The sequence below is a fragment of the Ligilactobacillus agilis genome (assembly GCF_025311475.1).
Taxonomy (GTDB): domain Bacteria; phylum Bacillota; class Bacilli; order Lactobacillales; family Lactobacillaceae; genus Ligilactobacillus; species Ligilactobacillus agilis.
In genome coordinates this window covers 1,159,445-1,178,530 of sequence record NZ_CP104397.1, presented here as the reverse complement: position 1 = coordinate 1,178,530, position 19,086 = coordinate 1,159,445, and the positions used below count along the sequence as shown (strand labels likewise).

The following is a 19,086-nucleotide window of genomic DNA, read 5'->3' as shown; positions in this document are numbered from 1 at the left end:
CTTAAACGGAACAAAAATTTGCCTGTTTAGGATAAAATCATAAAAAAACCTTGTTATATCAAGCTTTATATGGTATTTTATTAATTGAGCAATGATTGTTGGTCATTGTTTCAACTCGTGCGGATTTTCCGTAGAGTATTTTTAAACATGGTCATCCATGTATTTTCGCTTCAAGGAGGTGAAACATATGGCAAACAAAGCACAATTGATCGAAAACGTTGCTGAAAAGACTGGTTTAACTAAGAAGGACGCAACTGTTGCAGTTGACGCTGTTTTTGGTTCAATCCAAGATTTTCTTAAGGATGGCGAAAAAGTTCAATTAATCGGTTTTGGTAACTTCGAAGTACGCGAACGCGCTGCTCGTAAAGGCCGTAACCCACAAACTGGGGCAGAAATTGAAATTCCTGCAAGCAAGGTACCTGCATTCAAACCAGGTAAGGCTTTAAAGGACGCTGTTAAATAAGCATGCATTTAATTGCATAAGGAGGGGGTCATGCCGCTGGCATGGCCCCCTTAATTTTTGGATCAAGGAGGAATTATGATGACTTATTCTGAAGAAACCCTCGAGTTACTTGCAAATGGCCAATATGAAGAGGCTAAAAAGAAATTTGCTTGGGCTTTGCGTAAGGATGACGATGACATGCTTTATAGCTTAGCAGAGGAACTGTATTCGTTAGGATTTAGCACGATGTCCAAGCGGGCTTACCAAAAGCTATTGGAGCGTTATCCTAATGAAGATGGTTTAAAAACAGCCTTAGCTGATATTGCTATTGGTGAAGGTAATGATGACGAAGCTTTAACCTATTTAGCTGATATTGCTCCTGAGTCTGAAGCATACGTTGAAGCCTTACTTGTCAGTGCTGATTTATATCAAACCCAAGGGATGTTTGAAGTTAGTGAACAAAAGCTACTGGAAGCATACCGCTTGGCTCCAACTGAAGAGGTAATTTGGTTTGCCTTGGCCGAATTTTATTATAATATCAAGAAATACGAACAGGCGACTAAGTTTTATTTGGAATTAATTAAGGCTGGAACGTTTGAACTAGCAAAGGTTAACCTGGTACAACGTCTAGGGGTTGCTTATGCTTCTGACGGGCATTTTGAACAGGCTTTAGGTTACTTAGAGCAAATTCCTAAGGAAAAATTAGACCCAGACACTAGTTTCCAACTAGGTTTTACTTACCAACAGTTGGGTAAAAATGAGGAGGCTAAAAAACAGTATTCAGCCCTCCGTGAAACCAATCCAGATTATGCGACCCTTTATCCTGCTCTAGCCGAAGTTTTGGCAACCGAAGGAAATTACGCGCAAGCTTTAATCACGGTGCAAGAAGGGCTAGGGGTTGATGAATACAACCCTAATCTCTACCAACAGGCAGCTGACTATGCTCAAAAACTAGGTCAAGCTGCTAAAGCCAGTGATTATTTAAAGGAAGCCTTAGCTTTGGAACCAGACAATATGACCTTGGTTTTAAAACTCAGCAACCTTTACCTGTTATTGGGGCGCGATGAAGATAATATCGCCTTTTTGAAACGCTATTTAGCAAGTAACGAAAGTGATGGCCATTTATATTGGAACCTGGGTAAGGCCTATGCAAATCTAGATGACTATCAATCAGCTTTAGAATATTATGATGCTGCCTACCAAGAGTTAGACAAGAACAGTAGCTTTTTACGTGATGCAAGTTTCTTCTATCGAAATGCGGGTCAGGCTAAGCAGGCCTTGACGGCGGTTAAGAGCTATTTGGAAACTAACCCTAGCGATGGAGAAATGTTAGAGTTAGAATCCGAGCTGGAAAATTGGTAACCAGGTAAAAACCAGTGCGCTGACCGTTAATTCCCATTGAGGGTCTAAAGATTCCTTAGCTTTAAAATTTTAGTAAATATTTTTATGAGGTAATTACTAGCTTGAAGTTATTACTAGGCTTTAGCGGTTTAATTAGTCCTTGTAAAAAATACCTTTACTTAATCTAAATATATTTTAATTGTTTTGGAAAAAATTAGAAAAACCTATTGTAACTTAGTATCGTTATGGGTTATCATGGTTTATGTAATGATTAATCTATAGTTATATATGATTAAGAGGGGAGATTGAAGAACCATGAAGACAAAGCAAGAAAATATATTTTCTTCTAAGACCCTGAGCTACTTTTTGCAACTAGCTGAAACAATGAGTTACACTCAAGCGGCTCAAATTTTAGGCATAACACAGCCTGCCCTAACCCAGCAAATAAAGAAGTTGGAACGCACGGTAGGAGCGCCACTTTTTTATTCAATTGGTAAAAAACTACACCTATCAGACGCTGGTTATACCATGCTTGATGCAACCCACCAAATTTATGAGACATTAAACCGGGCGACCGATGAAATCCAACAATCAACCAGTGCAACTCAAGGTGAAATCAATATTGGGCTGTTGGCTTCGATTGAGGTGAGCGTCTTTACCGACTTTGCCATTAAGTATTTCGAAGAAAATAACGGAATCAAATTAACGATTCATAGTTTGACTAGAAAAGAAATTTGGGAACGGTTAGAAAATAATACGATTGATTTGGCCGTAATGTACTTACCAGATGAAAGTATTAAGAACTGGAAGCCTTATGAATCTAAGCGTATTTTAACGGAAGACTTACTCTTCTTGCATGCTGAAGACAAATTAGCTAAGCGGCGGCGTGTAAAGATGAAGGAAACTTTAAATAATAAGTGGGTGACTTACCCGCCTCAATACTATTTGAACGACTTGATTAGGGAGTCTTATAAGAATGCCTTAGTTGATAAACCAATCAGCGTAGCTCACTTCACTAAGCCTGCGCAAATCTTTAACTTTGCTAAGGAAACCAACGTTTATACTGCTTTGCCAAGTTCCTTTGTAACAGCTCATAACAGTGCGATGAACGGACTAAAGACAGCTTTATTCGAACCAGAAGTCAAATTTGATATGTCCTTTGTCTTTCGGAAGGGGAAAGATCAGATTCCACGTATTGAGAGCTTTTTATATGCATTTGAACGCTACTTAAGTCAAAAAGATTATGTTAGCCGCTTGACAGAAATCAGTGAAAAGTATTAACTACTATATAGAGATATTTTTAGATAGGAGTTCTGAAAAATGAAAGAATTAGTTTTTGGACATCAAAATCCTGATACAGATGCAATCGTAGCCGCTAAGGCCTACTCATACTTACAAAATAAATTAGGTAAGGATACAGAAGCGGTAGCATTAGGTGAACCTAACGAAGAAACAAAGTTTGTCTTAGCCCACTTTGATGAACCAGCTCCCCGGGTTATTGAATCTGCTAAGGCAGAAGTAGAAGCCGTTATGCTAGTTGACCATAACGAAGCCCAACAAAGTGTAGCTGATATTAAGGACGTAACAGTTACAAATGTTATTGACCACCACCGGATTGCTAACTTTGAAACAGCTGGTCCACTTTATTACCATGCTGAACCAGTTGGTTGCTCTTCTACTATTGTTTATAAAGAATTTGCAAGCAATGGTGTTGAAATTCCTGCTAAGTTAGCCGGCTTAATGCTATCAGCTATTATTTCTGACACCTTACTGTTTAAGTCACCAACCACAACTGCAGATGATATTGAAATCGGTAAGAAATTGGCCGCTATCGCTGGGGTAGATTATGAAACTTACGGTTTGGAAATGCTTAAAGCTGGGACTAACTTGGCTGCTAAGACAGAAGCAGAGTTAATTGAAGCAGACGCAAAGTCATTTGAAATGGGTGGCCTTACAGTTCGTATCGACCAAGTTAATACAGTTGATTTAGAAGATGTCTTCAGTCGGGAAGCAGCCTTCCGGGCAGCGATTGAAGCTGAAAATAAGGCTCAAGGTTATGACCTCTTCTTGCTAATGGCAACCAACATCCTAGACTCTAATACCCGTTTGTTAGTAGTGGGTGAAGGTCAAGACAAGGTTGAAGTAGCCTTTGGAGTTAAATTAGTCGATGGTAAGGCAGACTTACCTGGGGTAGTTTCACGTAAAAAGCAAGTGGTACCACCATTGCAAGCGGCCTTTGACTAATTAATATTGGTTAAGTTAAATTAAATGGATTATTGACGACCTTGGCACGGTTAGTTGCCGGGTCGTTTTTTTGTGTAAAGCAAATAAAATGTTACTTTAACTAACGGTAAAAAATTGTTAACTAGGCAAATAGTTTGTTATACTAGATTTCACTAGGGAAGGTGATTTTTTGAAGATAGATGGACACACACATACAGAACTCTGTCCCCATGGAAATCATGATCGGGTGGAAAAAATGATTTTAAAGGCAATCAAATTGGGCTTTACCGATTACTGCCTAACAGAACACGCACCACTTCCACTTAACTTTAAGGAACAGTTTGCAGGTAATTTGAGTGGTTTAAAGACGGCTGCGTTAACCTTTAACCAGGTTGATGAGTATCTGAAGTTAGCTGAGGACATGAAAGCTAAATTTGCAGGTAAGATTAATATTTCAATTGGATTTGAAGTAGATTATCTTCAAGGTTTTGAAGAAGAAATCAGAAATTTTTTAGATGAGTACGGCCCCTATACTGATCAAAATATCCTGTCGGTCCACTATATGCCCGGACTTAAGCAGCAATTTTATGGTATCGATTATGACCCAATCGAATTTGCGACAGGTTTTGGTCCCTGGCTGGAAATGCCAGATGCCTTGTATGGTAAATATTTTACCCAGATAAAAAATTCATTACTGGCCGATTTAGGGCAATATAGTCCTATTCGAATCGGACATATGTCACTAATTAAAAAATATCAAGATTATTTTGGACTAGATTCAAAGTGGGATGAGGAAAATTTAAAACAAATCAAGGAAATTCTAGATTTAATAAAGGAACAGGGGCGGCAATTAGACTTTAATACAGCTGGTCTAAGAAAACCTTACTGTAATGACTTTTATCCTGGTAAGACAATCATTAACTTAGCCTTAGAAAGAGAAATTCCGTTAGTTTTTGGTTCGGATGCCCATAGTTTAGAAGAAGTTGGAGCAGCTTGGCATTTTTATGATGACTATCTAAATTAAAACCATTTTATTTGACACGAGAAAAAATTAGTGTTAATCTAATTAAAAATTAATAATAATCGTTAAAATATAATGGTTTTGACTAGCAGAGTAGTCAAGTTTGACTTAGTTTAGAGAGTTCCGGCAGCTGAAAAGGAATCTAGGTGGCTTGATGAACCACGGCTAGAAATAACTGGTGGATTGAAGAACGTAGGTCGACCCGGGAGTACCCGTTAACACAGTTGATTTCAAATCAACCTGAGGTCTACTTTGTGAAGAGTAGATAAATTGAGGTGGAACCACGTTTAAACGTCCTCTTGCGAAAGCAAGGGGGCGTTTTTCTTTTTAAAGGGGGCATTTTATGACTAAGTATAAATTACCACTTGGATTTCGCGATTACTTTGGCTCAGTTGCCCAGAGTAAGGTACAAGTAGAAAACTATTTAACAGCTTTATTCACGGCTTTAGGCTATAGCCAGATTGAAACACCTTTATTAGAAGATCAAACCGTTTTTGAACAGTATTCATTAACAAACGAAGATGTTTATCGGGTACTAGGTCCTAACGGTGAAGTCTTAGTTTTAAGACCGGACTTAACCTTGCCCATCGCCCGCTTTCTAGCAACGACTAATATCGAATTGCCACAAAAATTTGCCTACATTGGCAGTATCTTTAAGCGGAAAAGGGAGCTGATGGGTTTTTCTAACCAAGAAGCCCAGGCCGGAGTCGAACTAGTAGGTTACGCTAGTTTAAAGGCGGAACTAGAGTGTATTTACCTAGTTAACAAGTTAAATACCGAGCTGCTTGAAAACAAATTGTACCTAGAATTAGGACACGCTAACTTTGCCCAAGAGGTATTAGCTAAGCTAGAGATACCGTTGCAAGAGCAAGAAGCTATTAAGCAAGCATTATTTACAAAGGATTTGCCTAAGTATGAACAATTAATTCGGGCTTACAGCAAGCAAGAGTTATTTTCCTTTTTAAAGTTATGGCCCCGTCTATTTGGTAGCTTAACGGAGGTTGCAGCTGATTTAGCTAAGGTTAAACTGCCAGCCGACTTACAAGCTAAATGCCAAACAATTTTAAATTTGGGTAAACTGGTAGCTAAACTCCCTAACCAGGAGGTGCGAGTTGATTTAACCAGTTCTGCCCCCCAAGACTATTACACGGGAGTGACGTTTAAGGCTTATTTGCCGACTGAGTCAGCTTACTTGGTTAGTGGGGGAAGGTACGATAAGTTATTGAACACTTTTCAAGCCCAGCAAGTTCCGGCCGTGGGGATGGGAATTGACCTTGATTTACTCGCCCAATTGGTTATTGAAAAAGATCAACCAGGAAGGCAAGTAAAAAAACAGCTTTACTGTAAAACTAAGCAATTAAAGCAGGCCCTCGCCATAGTTGAGCAGACTCCAGATTTAACTTTATCATTAGCTACTAGCTTACAAGCAGCACGCCTATTAGCTAAGAAAAAGGGAGAAAAATTACAGATTCTAACTGATAAGGGGGAGCTTGTAGATGACATTGAAAATAGCGTTGACTAAAGGCAGGGTAGAAAAACAGGTTGTCGGCCTACTGAAGAAGCTAAACATAGATGTAAGTCCCTTGGAAAATAAGCAGCGAAAGTTAATCATTCCCCTTGCGGATGGACAATATGAATTTATTTTGGCTAAGGGGCCGGATGTGGTTACTTATTTAAGTAACGGTATCGTTGACCTAGGGATTGTTGGCAGCGATATTTTGATGGAACAAAATGTTTTCGGCTACCAATTATTGGATTTAAACGTTGGCAAGTGTCAATTTATTTTGGCTTCTACGACTGATTTTAATCCAACCAGTGCTGGCCGGAAAGTGATTGGTACTAAGTATCCGCGGGTTGCCCAAGAATACTTTGCACGGTTAGGACAGGACGTTGAAATCATTAAGATTGAAGGGTCAGTAGAGCTTGCACCCTTAGTGGGCTTAGCCGATGCAATCATTGATATTACCGAAACGGGGACAACCCTTAGGGAAAATAATTTACAAATTTATGACTGGTTAGCTAAGATTTCGACCAGGTTAGTGGTTAATCCGTTAGCCTTAAAACAAAAGAAAAATGAGATTTTTCAATTAGTAGATCAGTTAGCTCAAGTGATATAAACCTTATGAGGGGGATTAAGATGATAAAGATTTACCAAGAAGATTTAGAAACGATGAAACGAATTGTTGCTGATTATACTGAGCAAGTCGTTGATTTTGAGATTGAAGCCAAGGTGCAAGCAATTATTACTCAAGTTAGAAAAAGAGGAGATCAAGCCTTAATCGATTATGCCCGCCAATTTGATGGGGTAAGTCTAACCGATTTAAAGGTAGCTGAAGAACAACTAGAACAAGCCTGGCTGCAATTAGATGATTCATTAAAGACTAGTTTAAAATTAGCTGCTCAAAACATTACTTCTTTCCACGAATTAGAAAAGGAGAAAGGGTTTGTCGATGCTAGTCAAGCTGGAATTGTGCGGGGACAAAAGGTAACGCCCTTAAAGCGGGTAGGGTTATATGTTCCAGGCGGGACGGCTGCTTATCCCTCGACTATTTTGATGAACGCAATTCCCGCTAAGTTAGCTGGGGTGGAAGAACTAGTGGTGGTTACGCCGCCACAAAAGGAAGGGATTAATCAAGCGGTTTTAGCAGCGGCTAAACTTGCCGGGGTTGATGCCATCTACCAAGTTGGGGGAGCTCAAGCTATTGCAGCCTTAGCCTACGGAACCGAAACAATTAAGCCGGTTGATAAAATTGTGGGGCCAGGTAACATTTTTGTTGCAACTGCTAAAAAACAAGTTTTCGGAACGGTTGCAATCGATATGGTGGCTGGTCCGTCTGAAATCGGTATTTTAGCTGATGATAGTGCCCAAGCCAGTGAAATTGCAGCTGACTTATTATCACAAGCAGAACACGATAAGCGGGCCCGCGCAATGCTTATTACAAATAGCTTAAGTCTAGCCCAAGCCGTGGCTAAAGAAGTCGAGAGGCAATTAGTAAATTTACCGCGAAAAGAAATTGCCCAAGCAGCAATTATGGATAGGAGCTTCATCGCCGTAATGCCTCAAATTGCTGAGATGTTTGACCTAATGAATACAATCGCACCGGAGCACTTAGAAATTCAGCTGACCGAACCCACTGCTTATCTAGGGTTGGTTAAAAATGCGGGCTCCGTTTTCTTAGGGAGGTATGCTTCAGAACCATTGGGTGATTACCTAGCTGGGCCTAATCACGTCTTACCAACGGGTGGAACGGCGCGCTTTTCATCACCACTGGGAGTTTATGACTTTGTAAAAAGAATCCAGTTTGTGCAATATTCAAAGGAGGCCCTAGCTGAGGTCGAAAAGGCAGTTACGACCTTAGCGCGAACCGAAGGATTAGAGGCCCACGCCCGTGCACTTGAATCACGATTTACTAATTACGAGGGGGAATAAAAATGCGGACTGCTACACTTACACGCCAAACAGCGGAAACAAAAATTACGGTTAGTTTAAATTTAGACCAGGAAAGTGGCATTGATGTTCAAACTGGGGTCGGTTTTTTTGATCACATGTTAACCTTGCTTGCTAAGCACGGTCGGTTTGGACTAAAGGTTATGGCCGAAGGTGACTTAGAAGTAGATGCTCACCACACCGTTGAGGATACTGGAATTGTGCTGGGTGAGTGTTTAAAACAGGCTTTAGGCCAGAAGGAACAAATTGAGCGCTATGGTCAAGCTACGATTCCTATGGATGAAGTGTTAGCTCAAGTAGTGATTGACTTAAGTGGTCGCTCTTACCTGGTTTTTGATGCAGATTTGACCAACCCTAAATTGGGTAACTTTGAGACGGAAATTACCGAGGACTTCTTTCAAGCCTTGGCATTTAGCGCCCAAATGAATCTACATGCACGTATTATATATGGGCGTAATACCCATCATAAAATTGAAGGGCTATTTAAGGCAACCGGCCGGGCATTACGGCAAGCAGTAACAATTAACCTAGCCATTAAGGGGGTTAACTCGACTAAGGGGGTAATTTAATGTTAGCAATTATTGATTATGGTGCAGGTAACACCTATAACGTGGCCAAGGCATTTGCTTATCTTGGCTATGAAAGTCAGCTAACCTCAGATCCTGCTCAAATCGCTGCCAGTTCCGCCTTAGTTTTACCGGGGGTAGGCGCTTTTAATGCAGCCTATCGCAAGTTGCAAGCAGACGGGTTAGTAACAGCAATTAAAGCAGAAGTAGCTAAAGGAAAGCCGTTGTTGGGAATTTGTTTAGGGATGCAGTTACTGTTTGACTCTTCAGAAGAGTATGGTAATACCCCAGGGTTAGGCTTAATTCCCGGCCGGGTTATCCCAATTCCTGCCAATAACCTCTTAGTTCCACAAGTAGGTTGGAACCAAAATAAATTGCTGCAAGAGCAGAGCTTATTTAAGCGGGTGAAAGATGAATACACCTACTTTGTTCATTCTTATTACGCCAAGTGTGAGCAACAGTATGTTGTTAGTTACGTTGACTATGGGATTAAGGTGCCTGCGATTGTTAATTACCAAAATGTTTACGGAATGCAGTTTCATCCAGAAAAAAGTGGTCAAGTCGGTTTAGGCTTACTTAAAGACTTTATGGAAGGGAATGGGTTGAGATGATTTTACCAGCGATTGATTTACAAAACGGTCAAAGTGTCCGTCTCTATCAAGGAGACTTTACAAAGGAAACCATTATTTCGCCAGCTCCGGTTAAACAAGCTAAAGAAATTAATGCAGCGGGTGTCTACGCTTTACACCTAGTGGATTTAGATGGGGCTAAGGCCGGTTTTCCAAAGAATTTAGCGGTCATCAAAAAGATTCGGGCAGAATTTACGGGGTTAATAGAGGTCGGTGGGGGCATTAGAAGCTTAGACACGATTGAAACTTATTTGGCTATGGGGATTGACCGGCTAATCTTGGGCTCAGTTGCCCTCAAAGACCCAGCATTTACGAAGCAAGTTTTGGCTAAGTTTGGTCCCGAACGTATTGTTATTGGCGTAGACGGAACAGATGGTAAGGTTGCAGTTGATGGCTGGCTCAAACAGTCAGAGGTAACGATGGCAACATTAATTAATGAAATGCAGCAGGCAGGAGCCAAACACTTCATCGTGACCGACGTAGCTAAGGATGGTACGATGACCGGGGCCAATATGGACTTACTGACAAGCTTACAGAGTCAGTTTCCTCAAGCTAATATCATTGCCTCTGGAGGAATTAGAGATTTACAGGATATATTAGCACTCCAAGCGGCGGGGATTGCCGATGCGGTTGCCGGAAAAGCTTTGTATGAAGGAAGTCTTACCTTGGAAGAGATTGCGGGGGTGAATGGATGTTAGCTAAAAGAATAATTCCTTGTTTGGATGTTGCTGATGGCAAGGTTAAAAAGGGGGTAAACTTCGTCAATTTGATTGATGTGGGTGACCCGGTCGAGATTGCGGCTGCCTATGAAAAACAGGGGGCAGATGAACTAGTTTTCTTAGATATCAGTGCAACAACCGAACAGCGTAAGACGATGGTGGACGTTGTCAGCCAAGTTTCTAAAGAGGTTTTTATGCCTTTAACTGTTGGAGGGGGAATTAATAGCGTGGCCGATATGCAGGCCTTGTTGAAAGCGGGGGCTGATAAGGTTTCTTTAAACTCTGCTGCTGTGGCTAATCCAGACCTAATTAGCCAAGGAGCTGAGTTGTTTGGAAGTCAATGTATTGTAGTTGCGATTGATATTAAAACTGACCCAGTAACGTTAGAAAAATATGTTTATACTCATGGTGGCAAAAAACGGACTGACTTAAAGGCGCTAGAGTGGGCTCAAAAAGTAGTGGCCCTAGGAGCGGGGGAATTATTAGTTACAAGTATGGATCATGATGGCACGCAAGCTGGCTTTGATGTAGACTTCTATCAGACTTTAACCAACCTAGTTACTGTGCCCGTCATTGCCTCTGGAGGTGCTGGGAGTCTAGCTGATTTTAGTGAGGTCTTCTTAAAAACTAAGGTAACAGGTGCATTAGCTGCTTCCGTTTTCCATTTTGGTAAGTTATCAATTTCTCAGGTAAAAGCAGAGCTAAAAACAAAGGGAGTGACGGTGCGATGAGAGAACCAGACTTTTCTAAGGGACTGCTAACAGCGGTAGTAGTAGATGAGTGCAGCAAGGATGTTTTGATGGTGGCTTGGATGAATGAAGAAAGTTACCGGCAGACACTTGCTACCAAGGAAACTTGGTTTTGGTCTCGCTCCCGCCAAGAGCTATGGCATAAAGGCGCTACAAGCGGTAATACTCAGCGGGTTAAAAAGATAATGCTAGATTGTGATCAAGATACCATTGTGCTTTACGTCAACCCAACCGGACCAGCCTGCCATACTGGGCATACAACCTGTTTTTTTGAACAAATTTTATAGAGGTGATTATCATGCAAGATTTAGAGGCATTATACCAATTAGTCAGTGAAAGAAAGCAAAATCCTAAAGAGGGTTCCTATACCGATTACCTTTTTACTAAGGGGTTGGACAAAATTTTGAAAAAAGTAGGGGAAGAAACAACCGAAGTAGTCGTGGCCGCCAAGAATCACGATAATGATGAATTACGTTATGAAGTGGCCGACCTCTTATATCATTTAATGGTACTGTTGGTTGAACAAGGCTTGAGCTATGAACAGGTTAAAGTAGAATTAGCTAGTCGCGAAGGCTTGATGAGTCAGTTTAAAGACCGGCCAGAAATCAAGAACTTATAGGGGGAACTTAAGTGAAAGAAGAGATTAAAAAGCTAAAAAGCTATGTGCCAGAAGAACCAGTGGCGGTGGTTAAAGAAAAGTATGGCTTAGATAGGCTGGTTAGGTTATCGGCCAATGAAAATCCCTTTGGAACTTCCCCCAAGGTTAAAGAAGCAGTGGTTAATTGGACATTTAGCGAGAGTAATCGTTATCCGGATGGCTACGCAACCAAGCTGCGTCAGGCAGTTAGTGAGCGACTTGGCCTGCCTGAAGAACAGCTAGTTTTTGGGGTAGGATTAGACGAAATCCTAGAATTATTATCACGGACTTTCTTAGAAAAGGGGGATGAAATTCTAGTTGCAGACCCAACTTTTTCTGAGTATGCCCTCCACGCACAGATTGAAGGGGCACGGGTAATCAAGGTGCCGGTTAAGCCAACGGATGGGCACTACGATTTTGAAAGGGCGCTAACTAAGATTAGTTCCAAGACCAAGTTAATTTGGCTGTGTAACCCTAACAATCCGACTGGTGTTTATGAGCGTAGTTCTCAGATAGCAGCATTTATTAAACAAGTTCCAGCTACATGTTTAGTCTTAATTGATGAAGCCTACATTGAATATGTTACGGATGAAAAGCCTGCTACTAGTTTGGACCTTTTAAACGATTACGATAACGTGGCAGTATTACGGACATTTTCTAAGGTTTACGGCCTAGCTAACTATCGGGTTGGATATATTGCGATGGCTCCTAAACTGGCCGAGTATATGCAAACCGTGCGTTTACCCTATAACTTAAATTCTGTAGCCCAAGTGGCTGCGGAAGCTGCCCTGGCCGATCAAACTTTTGTCGTAGATTCGGTCGCTAAAACGGTTGAAGGTCGTCAGTATTTGGAAGAGTTTTTAACTAACAAACAAATTAAGCACTTCCACTCCCAAGCTAACTTTGTTTACCTTAAATATCCGGCTGCGCTTGAATTGGCCCAAAAGTTATTGGAAAATGGCTACCAGGTCAGGACTGGCTTGCAGCTAGATTGGCTCCGAATTACGATTGGTGAATTAGCTGATGTTAAAGCAATTTGTGCCTTAATTGCTGAGGATTTAAACTAAAGTAGTTATTAACGGCTTTTAGGTATGTTTACCTAGAAGCCTTTTTAACTGTGGAAAAGGAACTAACAGCTTTTTACGTCTAAATACTTACACATCCTTATTTATTTTCAGAGAAATAAAGATTATAATGAAGATAAGAGACTATGTAAGGAGGCTAGGGTTTTGAGCCAAGAAAAAAGAATTGAATTAATTAAGCAATTATTGGCAGAAAGACAAGAGCTATCGACTAAAGAAATCATGGAGGAGTTTGGAATTTCACAGGATACTGCCCGCAGAGACATTGTCCTTCTAACTAAACGAGGGGAAGTTAAACGGACCCACGGGGGGATTTTACCCCTTGATTTTGGCCGGAGTGTACCTAATTTTCAAAGTCGACTCAGTCGTTTTACCAAGGAAAAAACACAGATTGCTTTGGAGGCTACTAATTATTTTCGGCCCCACCACGTTTACTTTGTAGATTCATCTACGATTCTGCTGAAGACTTGTCAAAATGTCAATATGCCTCTAACGATTGTAACGCACTCACTAGATAATTGTATGGCGTTAGCAGAAAATAATAAGGTGACGGTTAAAGTTTTAAGTGGGACCTTGAATCATGAAAACCGCTTTTTCTACTCTAACAGGGCAATGGGGGAATTACAAAATGTAGCTTTTGATACAGCCTTTGTGGCTGCCTCAGGCATTGATGAAAATGGTATTTACCTGTTAGATCAAGGCGATGCCGAAATTGTGGGCCTGGCTGTTGAACGGGCACGCAAGGTGATTCTGGTTGCTGAGCACCAAAAATTTGTGAATAAATCTTACTATCGAATCTGTTCGCTAGATAAGATTTCGCTGTTTATCACAGATGAGCCTTTAACTAAAGCGCAAAGAGCGATGTTTCCAGAAACGACGGAGATAAAAGTAGCGACTAGAAGCGATAGGTAAAATTTCTTTGGCATAAAAGTAATAATTGTGTTAGAATTAGATTAAATTTTCTAAGGGGTGAAGGCTGTGCCAATTAAAGATAAATTCAACCATAAAATCGAAAAAATTGCGGTTTCTGATATCCGTCAATTTGATACCGAAGTTAGTTCAATTCCAGGAATTATTAAGTTAACCTTAGGAGAACCTGACTTTAATACACCAGAACACGTAAAGCAAGCAGGGATTAAGGCGATTGAAGATAACCAATCACATTACACTCCTAATCCTGGCATCATGCCACTTCGTGAAGCAACGGCGGCTTACTTTAATGAAAAATATCACTTAAACTACAAGCCAACTCAAGTAATCACGACGATTGGGGCAACAGAAGCAATTAGCGTGGCATTACAGACCATCCTCAATCCGGATGATGTGGTAATTATGCCAACCCCTGTTTTCCCAATCTATAAGCCAATTACTGAGATTAATCAAGGTAACTGCATCATGGTCGATACTAGTGCGGATGGCTTTATTTTAACTGCAGATAAGCTCCGCCAAGTTTTAGCTGAAAATCAAGCTAAAACGGTCAAGGCCTTGGTTTTAGTATACCCAAGCAATCCAACCGGAGTTACATACAGTCGTAAGGAGCTAGAAGAACTAGCTGAAGTCGTTAAAGAGGCAGGCATTTGGGTCTTATGTGATGAAGTTTATGCTGAATTAACTTATAACGGCCAGCACACTTCGTTAGCAGAAATTATTCCGGATCAAGTCCTATTAGTTTCAGGACTATCCAAATCCCATGCTATGACCGGTTGGAGAATTGGTTACTTATTTGGCCCTGAAGATTTCGTTGAACAAGCGGTTAAAGCTCACCAATACATGGTGACTGCACCAACTGACAACGTTCAGTTTGCGGCCTTAGAAGCGATGACTAATGGTAAAGAAGATAGTCAAGTGATGAAGGCCGAATACTTAAAGCGGCGTGAATTCTTACAAGCTGAGTTGGCAGAAGCCGGGTTTGAAGTTGCTAGTCCTGATGGAGCCTTCTACCTCTTTGCCAAGATTCCGGCTCAATTTGAACCTGATTCATGGGCATTTGTCCGTCGACTAGCTAAGGAGGCCAAAGTTGCCTTGATTCCTGGAATTTCCTTTGGCCCTGGGGGCGAAGGCTATGTCCGCCTAAGTTATGCTGCCTCAATGGAAAACTTAACAGAAGCAGCTAAGAGAATTAAGGCTTTTGTAGCCGCTAATTAATTACTGCTAGCAAGTCCTTGTGAAAAGAGCATTTTTACAGGGGCTTTTTTATAAAGAAATTTAAATCCCTACTTTCTTTTTCGAGAGTATGATAAAATTAACTGGTAGAATTAGATAGATAGGAAGTAGACTGGCATGGATTTGCAAACAGTAAAACGACCCATTGGAGTATTTGACTCGGGTGTGGGTGGAATTAGCGTTTTAAAAGAGGCGGTAAAATTACTGCCTAATGAGGATTTTATCTTTTTTGGGGATTCAAAAAATGCCCCCTACGGGGTAAAATCTGTCGAGCAAGTTTATCAGTTGAGTAAAAAAATTGTTACGGATTTCATTGTCCAAGATGCTAAAGCAATTGTGATAGCCTGTAATACAGCGACTAGTGCAGCGGCTAAGCGTTTGCGTAGTGAACACCCTGAAATACCAATTATTGGCCTAGAACCAGCACTAAAACCGGCGGTTTTAGCAAAAGAAAATTCACATGTGCTTGTGATGGCGACCCCGCTGACGCTAAAGGAGCAAAAGTTTGCTGATTTAATGAAGCGCTTTGAAAGTCAAGCTAAGATTAGTAAGTTACCAGCTCCAGATTTAGTAGAGTATGTGGAAAAAGGGGAGGTTGCTAGTCCAAAGCTTAAAAAGTATTTGCGCTCGATTTTAGCACCTTATATTGGGCAGATTGATAGTCTAGTTTTGGGCTGTACCCACTTTCCTTTTGCCGCACCGGCGATTGCAGAGATTGTTGGACCTGAGGTAACTTTATACGATGGTGGTGAAGGGGCTGCTAGAGAATTACGGCACCTGTTAGTTAAAAATCAGCTCAGGCGAACTGACAAGCGCCAGGGAAAGGTAACTTTTAAAAATAGTATTAACACCGAAGCAGAATTAAACTTGTGTCGGACTTTATTTAGCTTATACTTTTAAGCCGGGGGCTCACTTAATTTTAAGTGGGTCTCTTTTTTACAGGGCCATAATTTGCTATAATGTTGATTAAAATTTAGTGGGAGGGTTGCTAATGATTTATTTAAGACCAGCAACTATGGAAGAGTTACCTTTAATTATGCAGATTTTTACTGAAGCTAAGGCCTTATTAAAAGCTGATGGGAGCAGTCAGTGGCAAAGTGGTCAGCCTAATGAAGACACTTTTAAGGCGGATATTGCAGCTAATGAGGGGTACGTTTTAATAGTGGATGGACAGGTTGGTGGTTATTTAGCGCTTAAGGCGGGAACTGATCCTAACTACTTAGTAATTAGGGAAGGTAGCTGGCACTTACAGGAAGATTACCTAGCCATTCACCGGGTGATGATTAGTAGCCAGTTTAGGGGCAAAAAGCTAGCTTCCTATCTATTTTCAGACCTTTTAAGCTTAGCGTACGCGCAAAATAAGTTTTACCTTAGAATTGATACTCATCCTAAAAATAACCGCATGCAGCATCTTATTAAAAAAGCAGGCTTTGACTACTGTGGTCTAATCGAAATTAGCGGTGACCCGGACCCAAATCGATATGCTTATGATTTAAAATTAGGGGGAAGATAAACGATGAGATTTAAAACTCTACTGTTTGATATTGATGATACCTTACTAGACTTTGATGCTAACGAAAACCAAGCCTTGGCACGCTTATTTGCTAGCCTAGGCATAGAGCTGACTCCACAAGTTAAGGCTGAATACAAAGCTTTTAACCAAAGCCTTTGGAAAAAGCTGGAGTTAGGTCAGATTAGTCGCGATGAATTAATGGCCCACCGGTTTGCAACTTTTTTTAAGGAACATTTCAACCTTAGCGTGGGTAATGAATTAAATAAGCGTTACCTGGGTTACTTAGCAGAAGGACACCAAGAAATTAATGGTGCGAAACAGTTGTTGCAAAATTTACAGTTAGCGGGACATGAACTTTACGTGGTTACTAACGGGGTTAAGTTTGTTCAAGAAAAACGGATTGCGGATGCTAAACTAAGGCCTTACTTTAAGAATATTTATATTTCAGAAGAAATTGGTTACCAAAAACCGGCCCGCCAGTTTTTCAAGCACGTTTTTGCAGATATCGGTAAGATTGACCTAGATAAAACGGCTATTATTGGTGATTCCTTAAGTTCCGATATTAAGGGAGCCGTTAATAGTGGGATTAGTTCAATTTGGTTTAACCCTAAGCAAGTTAAAGCAACGGGGATTACCCCTAATTACCAGGTGACTTCCTTAACAGAAATTGAAAAAATTGTCTAAAATCCTTGCTTAAAGTTAACTTTGAGGTTGTAAACTTAAAGTAAGTATTTTAGAAAGAAGTGAGTTAGTTTGAATCAACACCCAGATTATCTTTTAAATAAGGTGACACGACCTGCTGATATCAAAGCTTTTTCTATGCCTGAACTGAAGCAGTTAGCTAGTGAGATGCGGCAGCTGGTTTTAGAAAAGGATGCGGCTATTTCGGGACACGTTGGTCCCAACCTTGGTGCGATGGAAGCCACGATTGCCTTTCACTATGTTTTTGATTCGCCCAAGGATAAAATTATTTGGGATATTTCACACTTAGCTTATGGGCATAAAATGTTGACGGGGCGCAAGGAAGCTTTCTTAGACTCGGATCACTACCACGATGTTTCAGGTTACAGTGCTCCCGATGAAAGTGAATATGACTTCTTTACGGTTGGGCATACTTCTACTTCAGTTGCCCTGGCAGTAGGGATGGCTAAGGCTCGAGACGTTTTAGGCCAGCAAGGAAACATTGTCGCCTTCATTGGGGATTGGCCTTTGAAGGCTTAAATAATGCCAGTGTCTTAAAGAGCAACCTAATCATTGTTGTTAACGATAACCAAATGTCAATTGCTGAAAATCAAGGTGGCCTCTATCAAGCTTTGGCTGACTTGCGGGCAAGTAATGGTCAGGCTAAGAATAATTTCTTTACGGTCATGGACTTTGACTACCATTATGTCTCTGATGGTAATGACTTAAAGGCGATGATTACTGCATTTGAAGAAGTAAAGGACAGCATTAGCCCAGTAATTTTACACATTAATACTTTGAAGGGAAAAGGTTACCAGCCAGCTGTAAACAATAAGGAACGTTTCCACTGGAGCAATCCGTTTGACTTAAAAACTGGCCGGCTATTAAAGCAACCTAGTGGGGAGTCCTACGCTCAAATTATTATGGATGAACTAGATAAGCAGGTAAAAGCTGGCCAGCCAATAGTCGCGATGAATGCGGCCATTCCAGGTACCTTCAAGTTGCATGAATTTGAAGCCAAGCATCCCGACCGCTACCTTGATACTGGGATTGCAGAACAAGACTGTTTAACTGAAGCCGCCGGGTTGGCTAAGGGCGGGGCCAAACCGGTGGTTTTCCAAAATAGTACCTTCATGCAACGGGCTTATGACCAACTTTCGCATGACGTGGCCTTAAATGATTTGCCTGTGATTATAATGGTTAATGGGGGGATTAACGGTGGTTCTAAGACCCACTTAGGGATCTTTGATATTCCTTATCTAAACACGATCCATAATATTAACTACCTACATCCAAGTAATCAAGCTGAATTACTGGCCATGTTACGGTGGGCACTAACTAAGGCCAAACATCCGGTGGCAATTAGGATTCCTAGTCAACCCGTTGTTTTGGGGACAGCTTTACAGGAAGACTTCGCCCCAAGTCACTATGACTTAGTTCGCGAAGGCAAGACAGTTGCCATATTAGGATTAGGCAAATTTGCCCAGTTGGCAGTAAAAACGGCTGAACTCTTAGCTAAGAAGGGACGACAAGTTATGGTTGTCAAGCCGTATTCGGCGACAAGCTTGGATGAAGAGTGCTTGAGCGGGTTGGAAGCAAAGCATCAATTAGTAGTAACCTTAGAGGATGCAAGTATTGTCGGAGGTTTTGGTTCCTTAGTTAGTCAATTTTACGCTGATAAAGCGATGAAGGTGTTGAATTATGGGGCGGCCAAGAAATTTACGGATAATATTAGCCAAGCAGAGTTGTATAAGCAGTTCCACCTAACACCAGAATTATTGGCCCAAGATATCGAAGAAAATTTATAAAAGAGTTAATTTTAAAACTATTTGATTTTAACTAGTAAGTTTTCGCTAAGAATGTTAAAATAAT

The 19,086-nt window shown here is 40.9% G+C and carries 20 protein-coding genes, 1 pseudogene and 1 other annotated feature; all 21 genes and pseudogenes read left to right on the top strand.

What is annotated here, in order from left to right; all coding sequences use genetic code 11:
- Nucleotides 1-157: 157 nt before the first annotated feature.
- The 21 genes and pseudogenes from N4597_RS05840 (at nucleotide 158) to N4597_RS05740 (ending at nucleotide 19,022) form a co-directional block, all read left to right on the top strand.
- Entirely contained in the window at nucleotides 158-463 is a 306-nt protein-coding gene (locus N4597_RS05840; protein ID WP_225363536.1) for an HU family DNA-binding protein, read from the top strand.
- Between the two features lie 78 nt (nucleotides 464-541).
- Nucleotides 542-1,804, top strand: a complete 1,263-nt coding sequence (locus N4597_RS05835) for a tetratricopeptide repeat protein (RefSeq protein WP_260902849.1) — start codon at nucleotides 542-544, stop codon at nucleotides 1,802-1,804.
- A gap of 294 nt (nucleotides 1,805-2,098) precedes the next feature.
- A complete protein-coding gene (locus N4597_RS05830) occupies nucleotides 2,099-3,064 on the top strand; it encodes a LysR family transcriptional regulator (protein WP_050612290.1) in 966 nt (321 codons plus the stop codon).
- Between the two features lie 39 nt (nucleotides 3,065-3,103).
- Nucleotides 3,104-4,027: a manganese-dependent inorganic pyrophosphatase gene (locus N4597_RS05825; protein WP_260902847.1), complete on the top strand. Its 924-nt coding sequence runs from the start codon at nucleotides 3,104-3,106 to the stop codon at nucleotides 4,025-4,027.
- A gap of 169 nt (nucleotides 4,028-4,196) precedes the next feature.
- Nucleotides 4,197-5,030, top strand: coding sequence for a histidinol-phosphatase HisJ (hisJ, locus tag N4597_RS05820; RefSeq protein WP_089145103.1), 834 nt, complete (start codon nucleotides 4,197-4,199; stop codon nucleotides 5,028-5,030).
- A gap of 69 nt (nucleotides 5,031-5,099) precedes the next feature.
- Nucleotides 5,100-5,329, top strand: a binding site (T-box leader).
- A 41-nt stretch (nucleotides 5,330-5,370) separates the two neighbouring features.
- A complete protein-coding gene (locus tag N4597_RS05815; RefSeq protein ID WP_167588699.1) occupies nucleotides 5,371-6,549 on the top strand; it encodes an ATP phosphoribosyltransferase regulatory subunit in 1,179 nt (392 codons plus the stop codon).
- Nucleotides 6,524-7,144: an ATP phosphoribosyltransferase gene (hisG, locus tag N4597_RS05810; protein WP_260902843.1), complete on the top strand. Its 621-nt coding sequence runs from the start codon at nucleotides 6,524-6,526 to the stop codon at nucleotides 7,142-7,144. The genes N4597_RS05815 and hisG overlap by 26 nt, the downstream gene beginning before the upstream one ends.
- 23 nt (nucleotides 7,145-7,167) lie before the next feature.
- Complete coding sequence (hisD, locus tag N4597_RS05805) at nucleotides 7,168-8,457, top strand: histidinol dehydrogenase (protein WP_056977581.1); 1,290 nt, start codon at nucleotides 7,168-7,170, stop codon at nucleotides 8,455-8,457.
- Between the two features lie 2 nt (nucleotides 8,458-8,459).
- Complete coding sequence (gene hisB / locus N4597_RS05800) at nucleotides 8,460-9,044, top strand: imidazoleglycerol-phosphate dehydratase HisB (RefSeq protein WP_260902841.1); 585 nt, start codon at nucleotides 8,460-8,462, stop codon at nucleotides 9,042-9,044.
- Complete coding sequence (gene hisH, locus N4597_RS05795; RefSeq protein WP_260902839.1) at nucleotides 9,044-9,652, top strand: imidazole glycerol phosphate synthase subunit HisH; 609 nt, start codon at nucleotides 9,044-9,046, stop codon at nucleotides 9,650-9,652. The genes hisB and hisH overlap by 1 nt, the downstream gene beginning before the upstream one ends.
- A complete protein-coding gene (gene hisA / locus N4597_RS05790; RefSeq protein WP_167588700.1) occupies nucleotides 9,649-10,368 on the top strand; it encodes a 1-(5-phosphoribosyl)-5-[(5-phosphoribosylamino)methylideneamino]imidazole-4-carboxamide isomerase in 720 nt (239 codons plus the stop codon). The genes hisH and hisA overlap by 4 nt, the downstream gene beginning before the upstream one ends.
- Complete coding sequence (gene hisF, locus N4597_RS05785) at nucleotides 10,362-11,120, top strand: imidazole glycerol phosphate synthase subunit HisF (RefSeq protein ID WP_094129422.1); 759 nt, start codon at nucleotides 10,362-10,364, stop codon at nucleotides 11,118-11,120. Before hisA ends, hisF begins: the two co-directional genes overlap by 7 nt.
- On the top strand, nucleotides 11,117-11,425 hold the full coding sequence (gene hisI / locus N4597_RS05780; protein WP_204773402.1) for a phosphoribosyl-AMP cyclohydrolase: 309 nt from the start codon (nucleotides 11,117-11,119) through the stop codon (nucleotides 11,423-11,425). The genes hisF and hisI overlap by 4 nt, the downstream gene beginning before the upstream one ends.
- A gap of 11 nt (nucleotides 11,426-11,436) precedes the next feature.
- Nucleotides 11,437-11,757, top strand: coding sequence for a phosphoribosyl-ATP diphosphatase (gene hisE, locus N4597_RS05775; protein ID WP_050612284.1), 321 nt, complete (start codon nucleotides 11,437-11,439; stop codon nucleotides 11,755-11,757).
- 11 nt (nucleotides 11,758-11,768) lie between these two features.
- A complete protein-coding gene (hisC, locus tag N4597_RS05770; protein ID WP_202022459.1) occupies nucleotides 11,769-12,842 on the top strand; it encodes a histidinol-phosphate transaminase in 1,074 nt (357 codons plus the stop codon).
- 162 nt (nucleotides 12,843-13,004) lie between these two features.
- Nucleotides 13,005-13,769, top strand: a complete 765-nt coding sequence (locus tag N4597_RS05765; protein WP_050612282.1) for a DeoR/GlpR family DNA-binding transcription regulator — start codon at nucleotides 13,005-13,007, stop codon at nucleotides 13,767-13,769.
- 72 nt (nucleotides 13,770-13,841) lie between these two features.
- Nucleotides 13,842-15,002: a pyridoxal phosphate-dependent aminotransferase gene (locus N4597_RS05760; protein WP_260905234.1), complete on the top strand. Its 1,161-nt coding sequence runs from the start codon at nucleotides 13,842-13,844 to the stop codon at nucleotides 15,000-15,002.
- A gap of 135 nt (nucleotides 15,003-15,137) precedes the next feature.
- Nucleotides 15,138-15,920 carry a glutamate racemase gene (gene murI / locus N4597_RS05755; protein ID WP_260902830.1) on the top strand — a complete coding sequence of 261 codons (783 nt, stop codon included), beginning with the start codon at nucleotides 15,138-15,140 and terminating at the stop codon, nucleotides 15,918-15,920.
- A gap of 91 nt (nucleotides 15,921-16,011) precedes the next feature.
- Complete coding sequence (locus tag N4597_RS05750; RefSeq protein ID WP_260902829.1) at nucleotides 16,012-16,533, top strand: GNAT family N-acetyltransferase; 522 nt, start codon at nucleotides 16,012-16,014, stop codon at nucleotides 16,531-16,533.
- A gap of 3 nt (nucleotides 16,534-16,536) precedes the next feature.
- Nucleotides 16,537-17,217 (top strand): YjjG family noncanonical pyrimidine nucleotidase, encoded by a 681-nt coding sequence (locus N4597_RS05745; protein ID WP_260902828.1) that lies wholly within the window; start codon nucleotides 16,537-16,539, stop codon nucleotides 17,215-17,217.
- Nucleotides 17,218-17,286: 69 nt separating this feature from the next.
- Nucleotides 17,287-19,022: pseudogene (locus tag N4597_RS05740) on the top strand (1-deoxy-D-xylulose-5-phosphate synthase).
- Nucleotides 19,023-19,086: the final 64 nt, after the last annotated feature.

Bases quoted from the DNA above. Each gene is read 5' to 3' on its own strand.
- N4597_RS05840 (WP_225363536.1), top strand. From the start codon at position 158: ATGTATTTTCGCTTCAAGGAGGTGAAACATATGGCAAACAAAGCACAA.
- N4597_RS05835 (WP_260902849.1), top strand. From the start codon at position 542: ATGACTTATTCTGAAGAAACCCTCGAGTTACTTGCAAATGGCCAATAT.
- N4597_RS05830 (WP_050612290.1), top strand. From the start codon at position 2,099: ATGAAGACAAAGCAAGAAAATATATTTTCTTCTAAGACCCTGAGCTAC.
- N4597_RS05825 (WP_260902847.1), top strand. From the start codon at position 3,104: ATGAAAGAATTAGTTTTTGGACATCAAAATCCTGATACAGATGCAATC.
- N4597_RS05815 (WP_167588699.1), top strand. From the start codon at position 5,371: ATGACTAAGTATAAATTACCACTTGGATTTCGCGATTACTTTGGCTCA.
- hisG (WP_260902843.1), top strand. From the start codon at position 6,524: ATGACATTGAAAATAGCGTTGACTAAAGGCAGGGTAGAAAAACAGGTT.
- hisB (WP_260902841.1), top strand. From the start codon at position 8,460: ATGCGGACTGCTACACTTACACGCCAAACAGCGGAAACAAAAATTACG.
- hisH (WP_260902839.1), top strand. From the start codon at position 9,044: ATGTTAGCAATTATTGATTATGGTGCAGGTAACACCTATAACGTGGCC.
- hisA (WP_167588700.1), top strand. From the start codon at position 9,649: ATGATTTTACCAGCGATTGATTTACAAAACGGTCAAAGTGTCCGTCTC.
- hisF (WP_094129422.1), top strand. From the start codon at position 10,362: ATGTTAGCTAAAAGAATAATTCCTTGTTTGGATGTTGCTGATGGCAAG.
- hisI (WP_204773402.1), top strand. From the start codon at position 11,117: ATGAGAGAACCAGACTTTTCTAAGGGACTGCTAACAGCGGTAGTAGTA.
- hisE (WP_050612284.1), top strand. From the start codon at position 11,437: ATGCAAGATTTAGAGGCATTATACCAATTAGTCAGTGAAAGAAAGCAA.
- murI (WP_260902830.1), top strand. From the start codon at position 15,138: ATGGATTTGCAAACAGTAAAACGACCCATTGGAGTATTTGACTCGGGT.
- N4597_RS05750 (WP_260902829.1), top strand. From the start codon at position 16,012: ATGATTTATTTAAGACCAGCAACTATGGAAGAGTTACCTTTAATTATG.
- N4597_RS05745 (WP_260902828.1), top strand. From the start codon at position 16,537: ATGAGATTTAAAACTCTACTGTTTGATATTGATGATACCTTACTAGAC.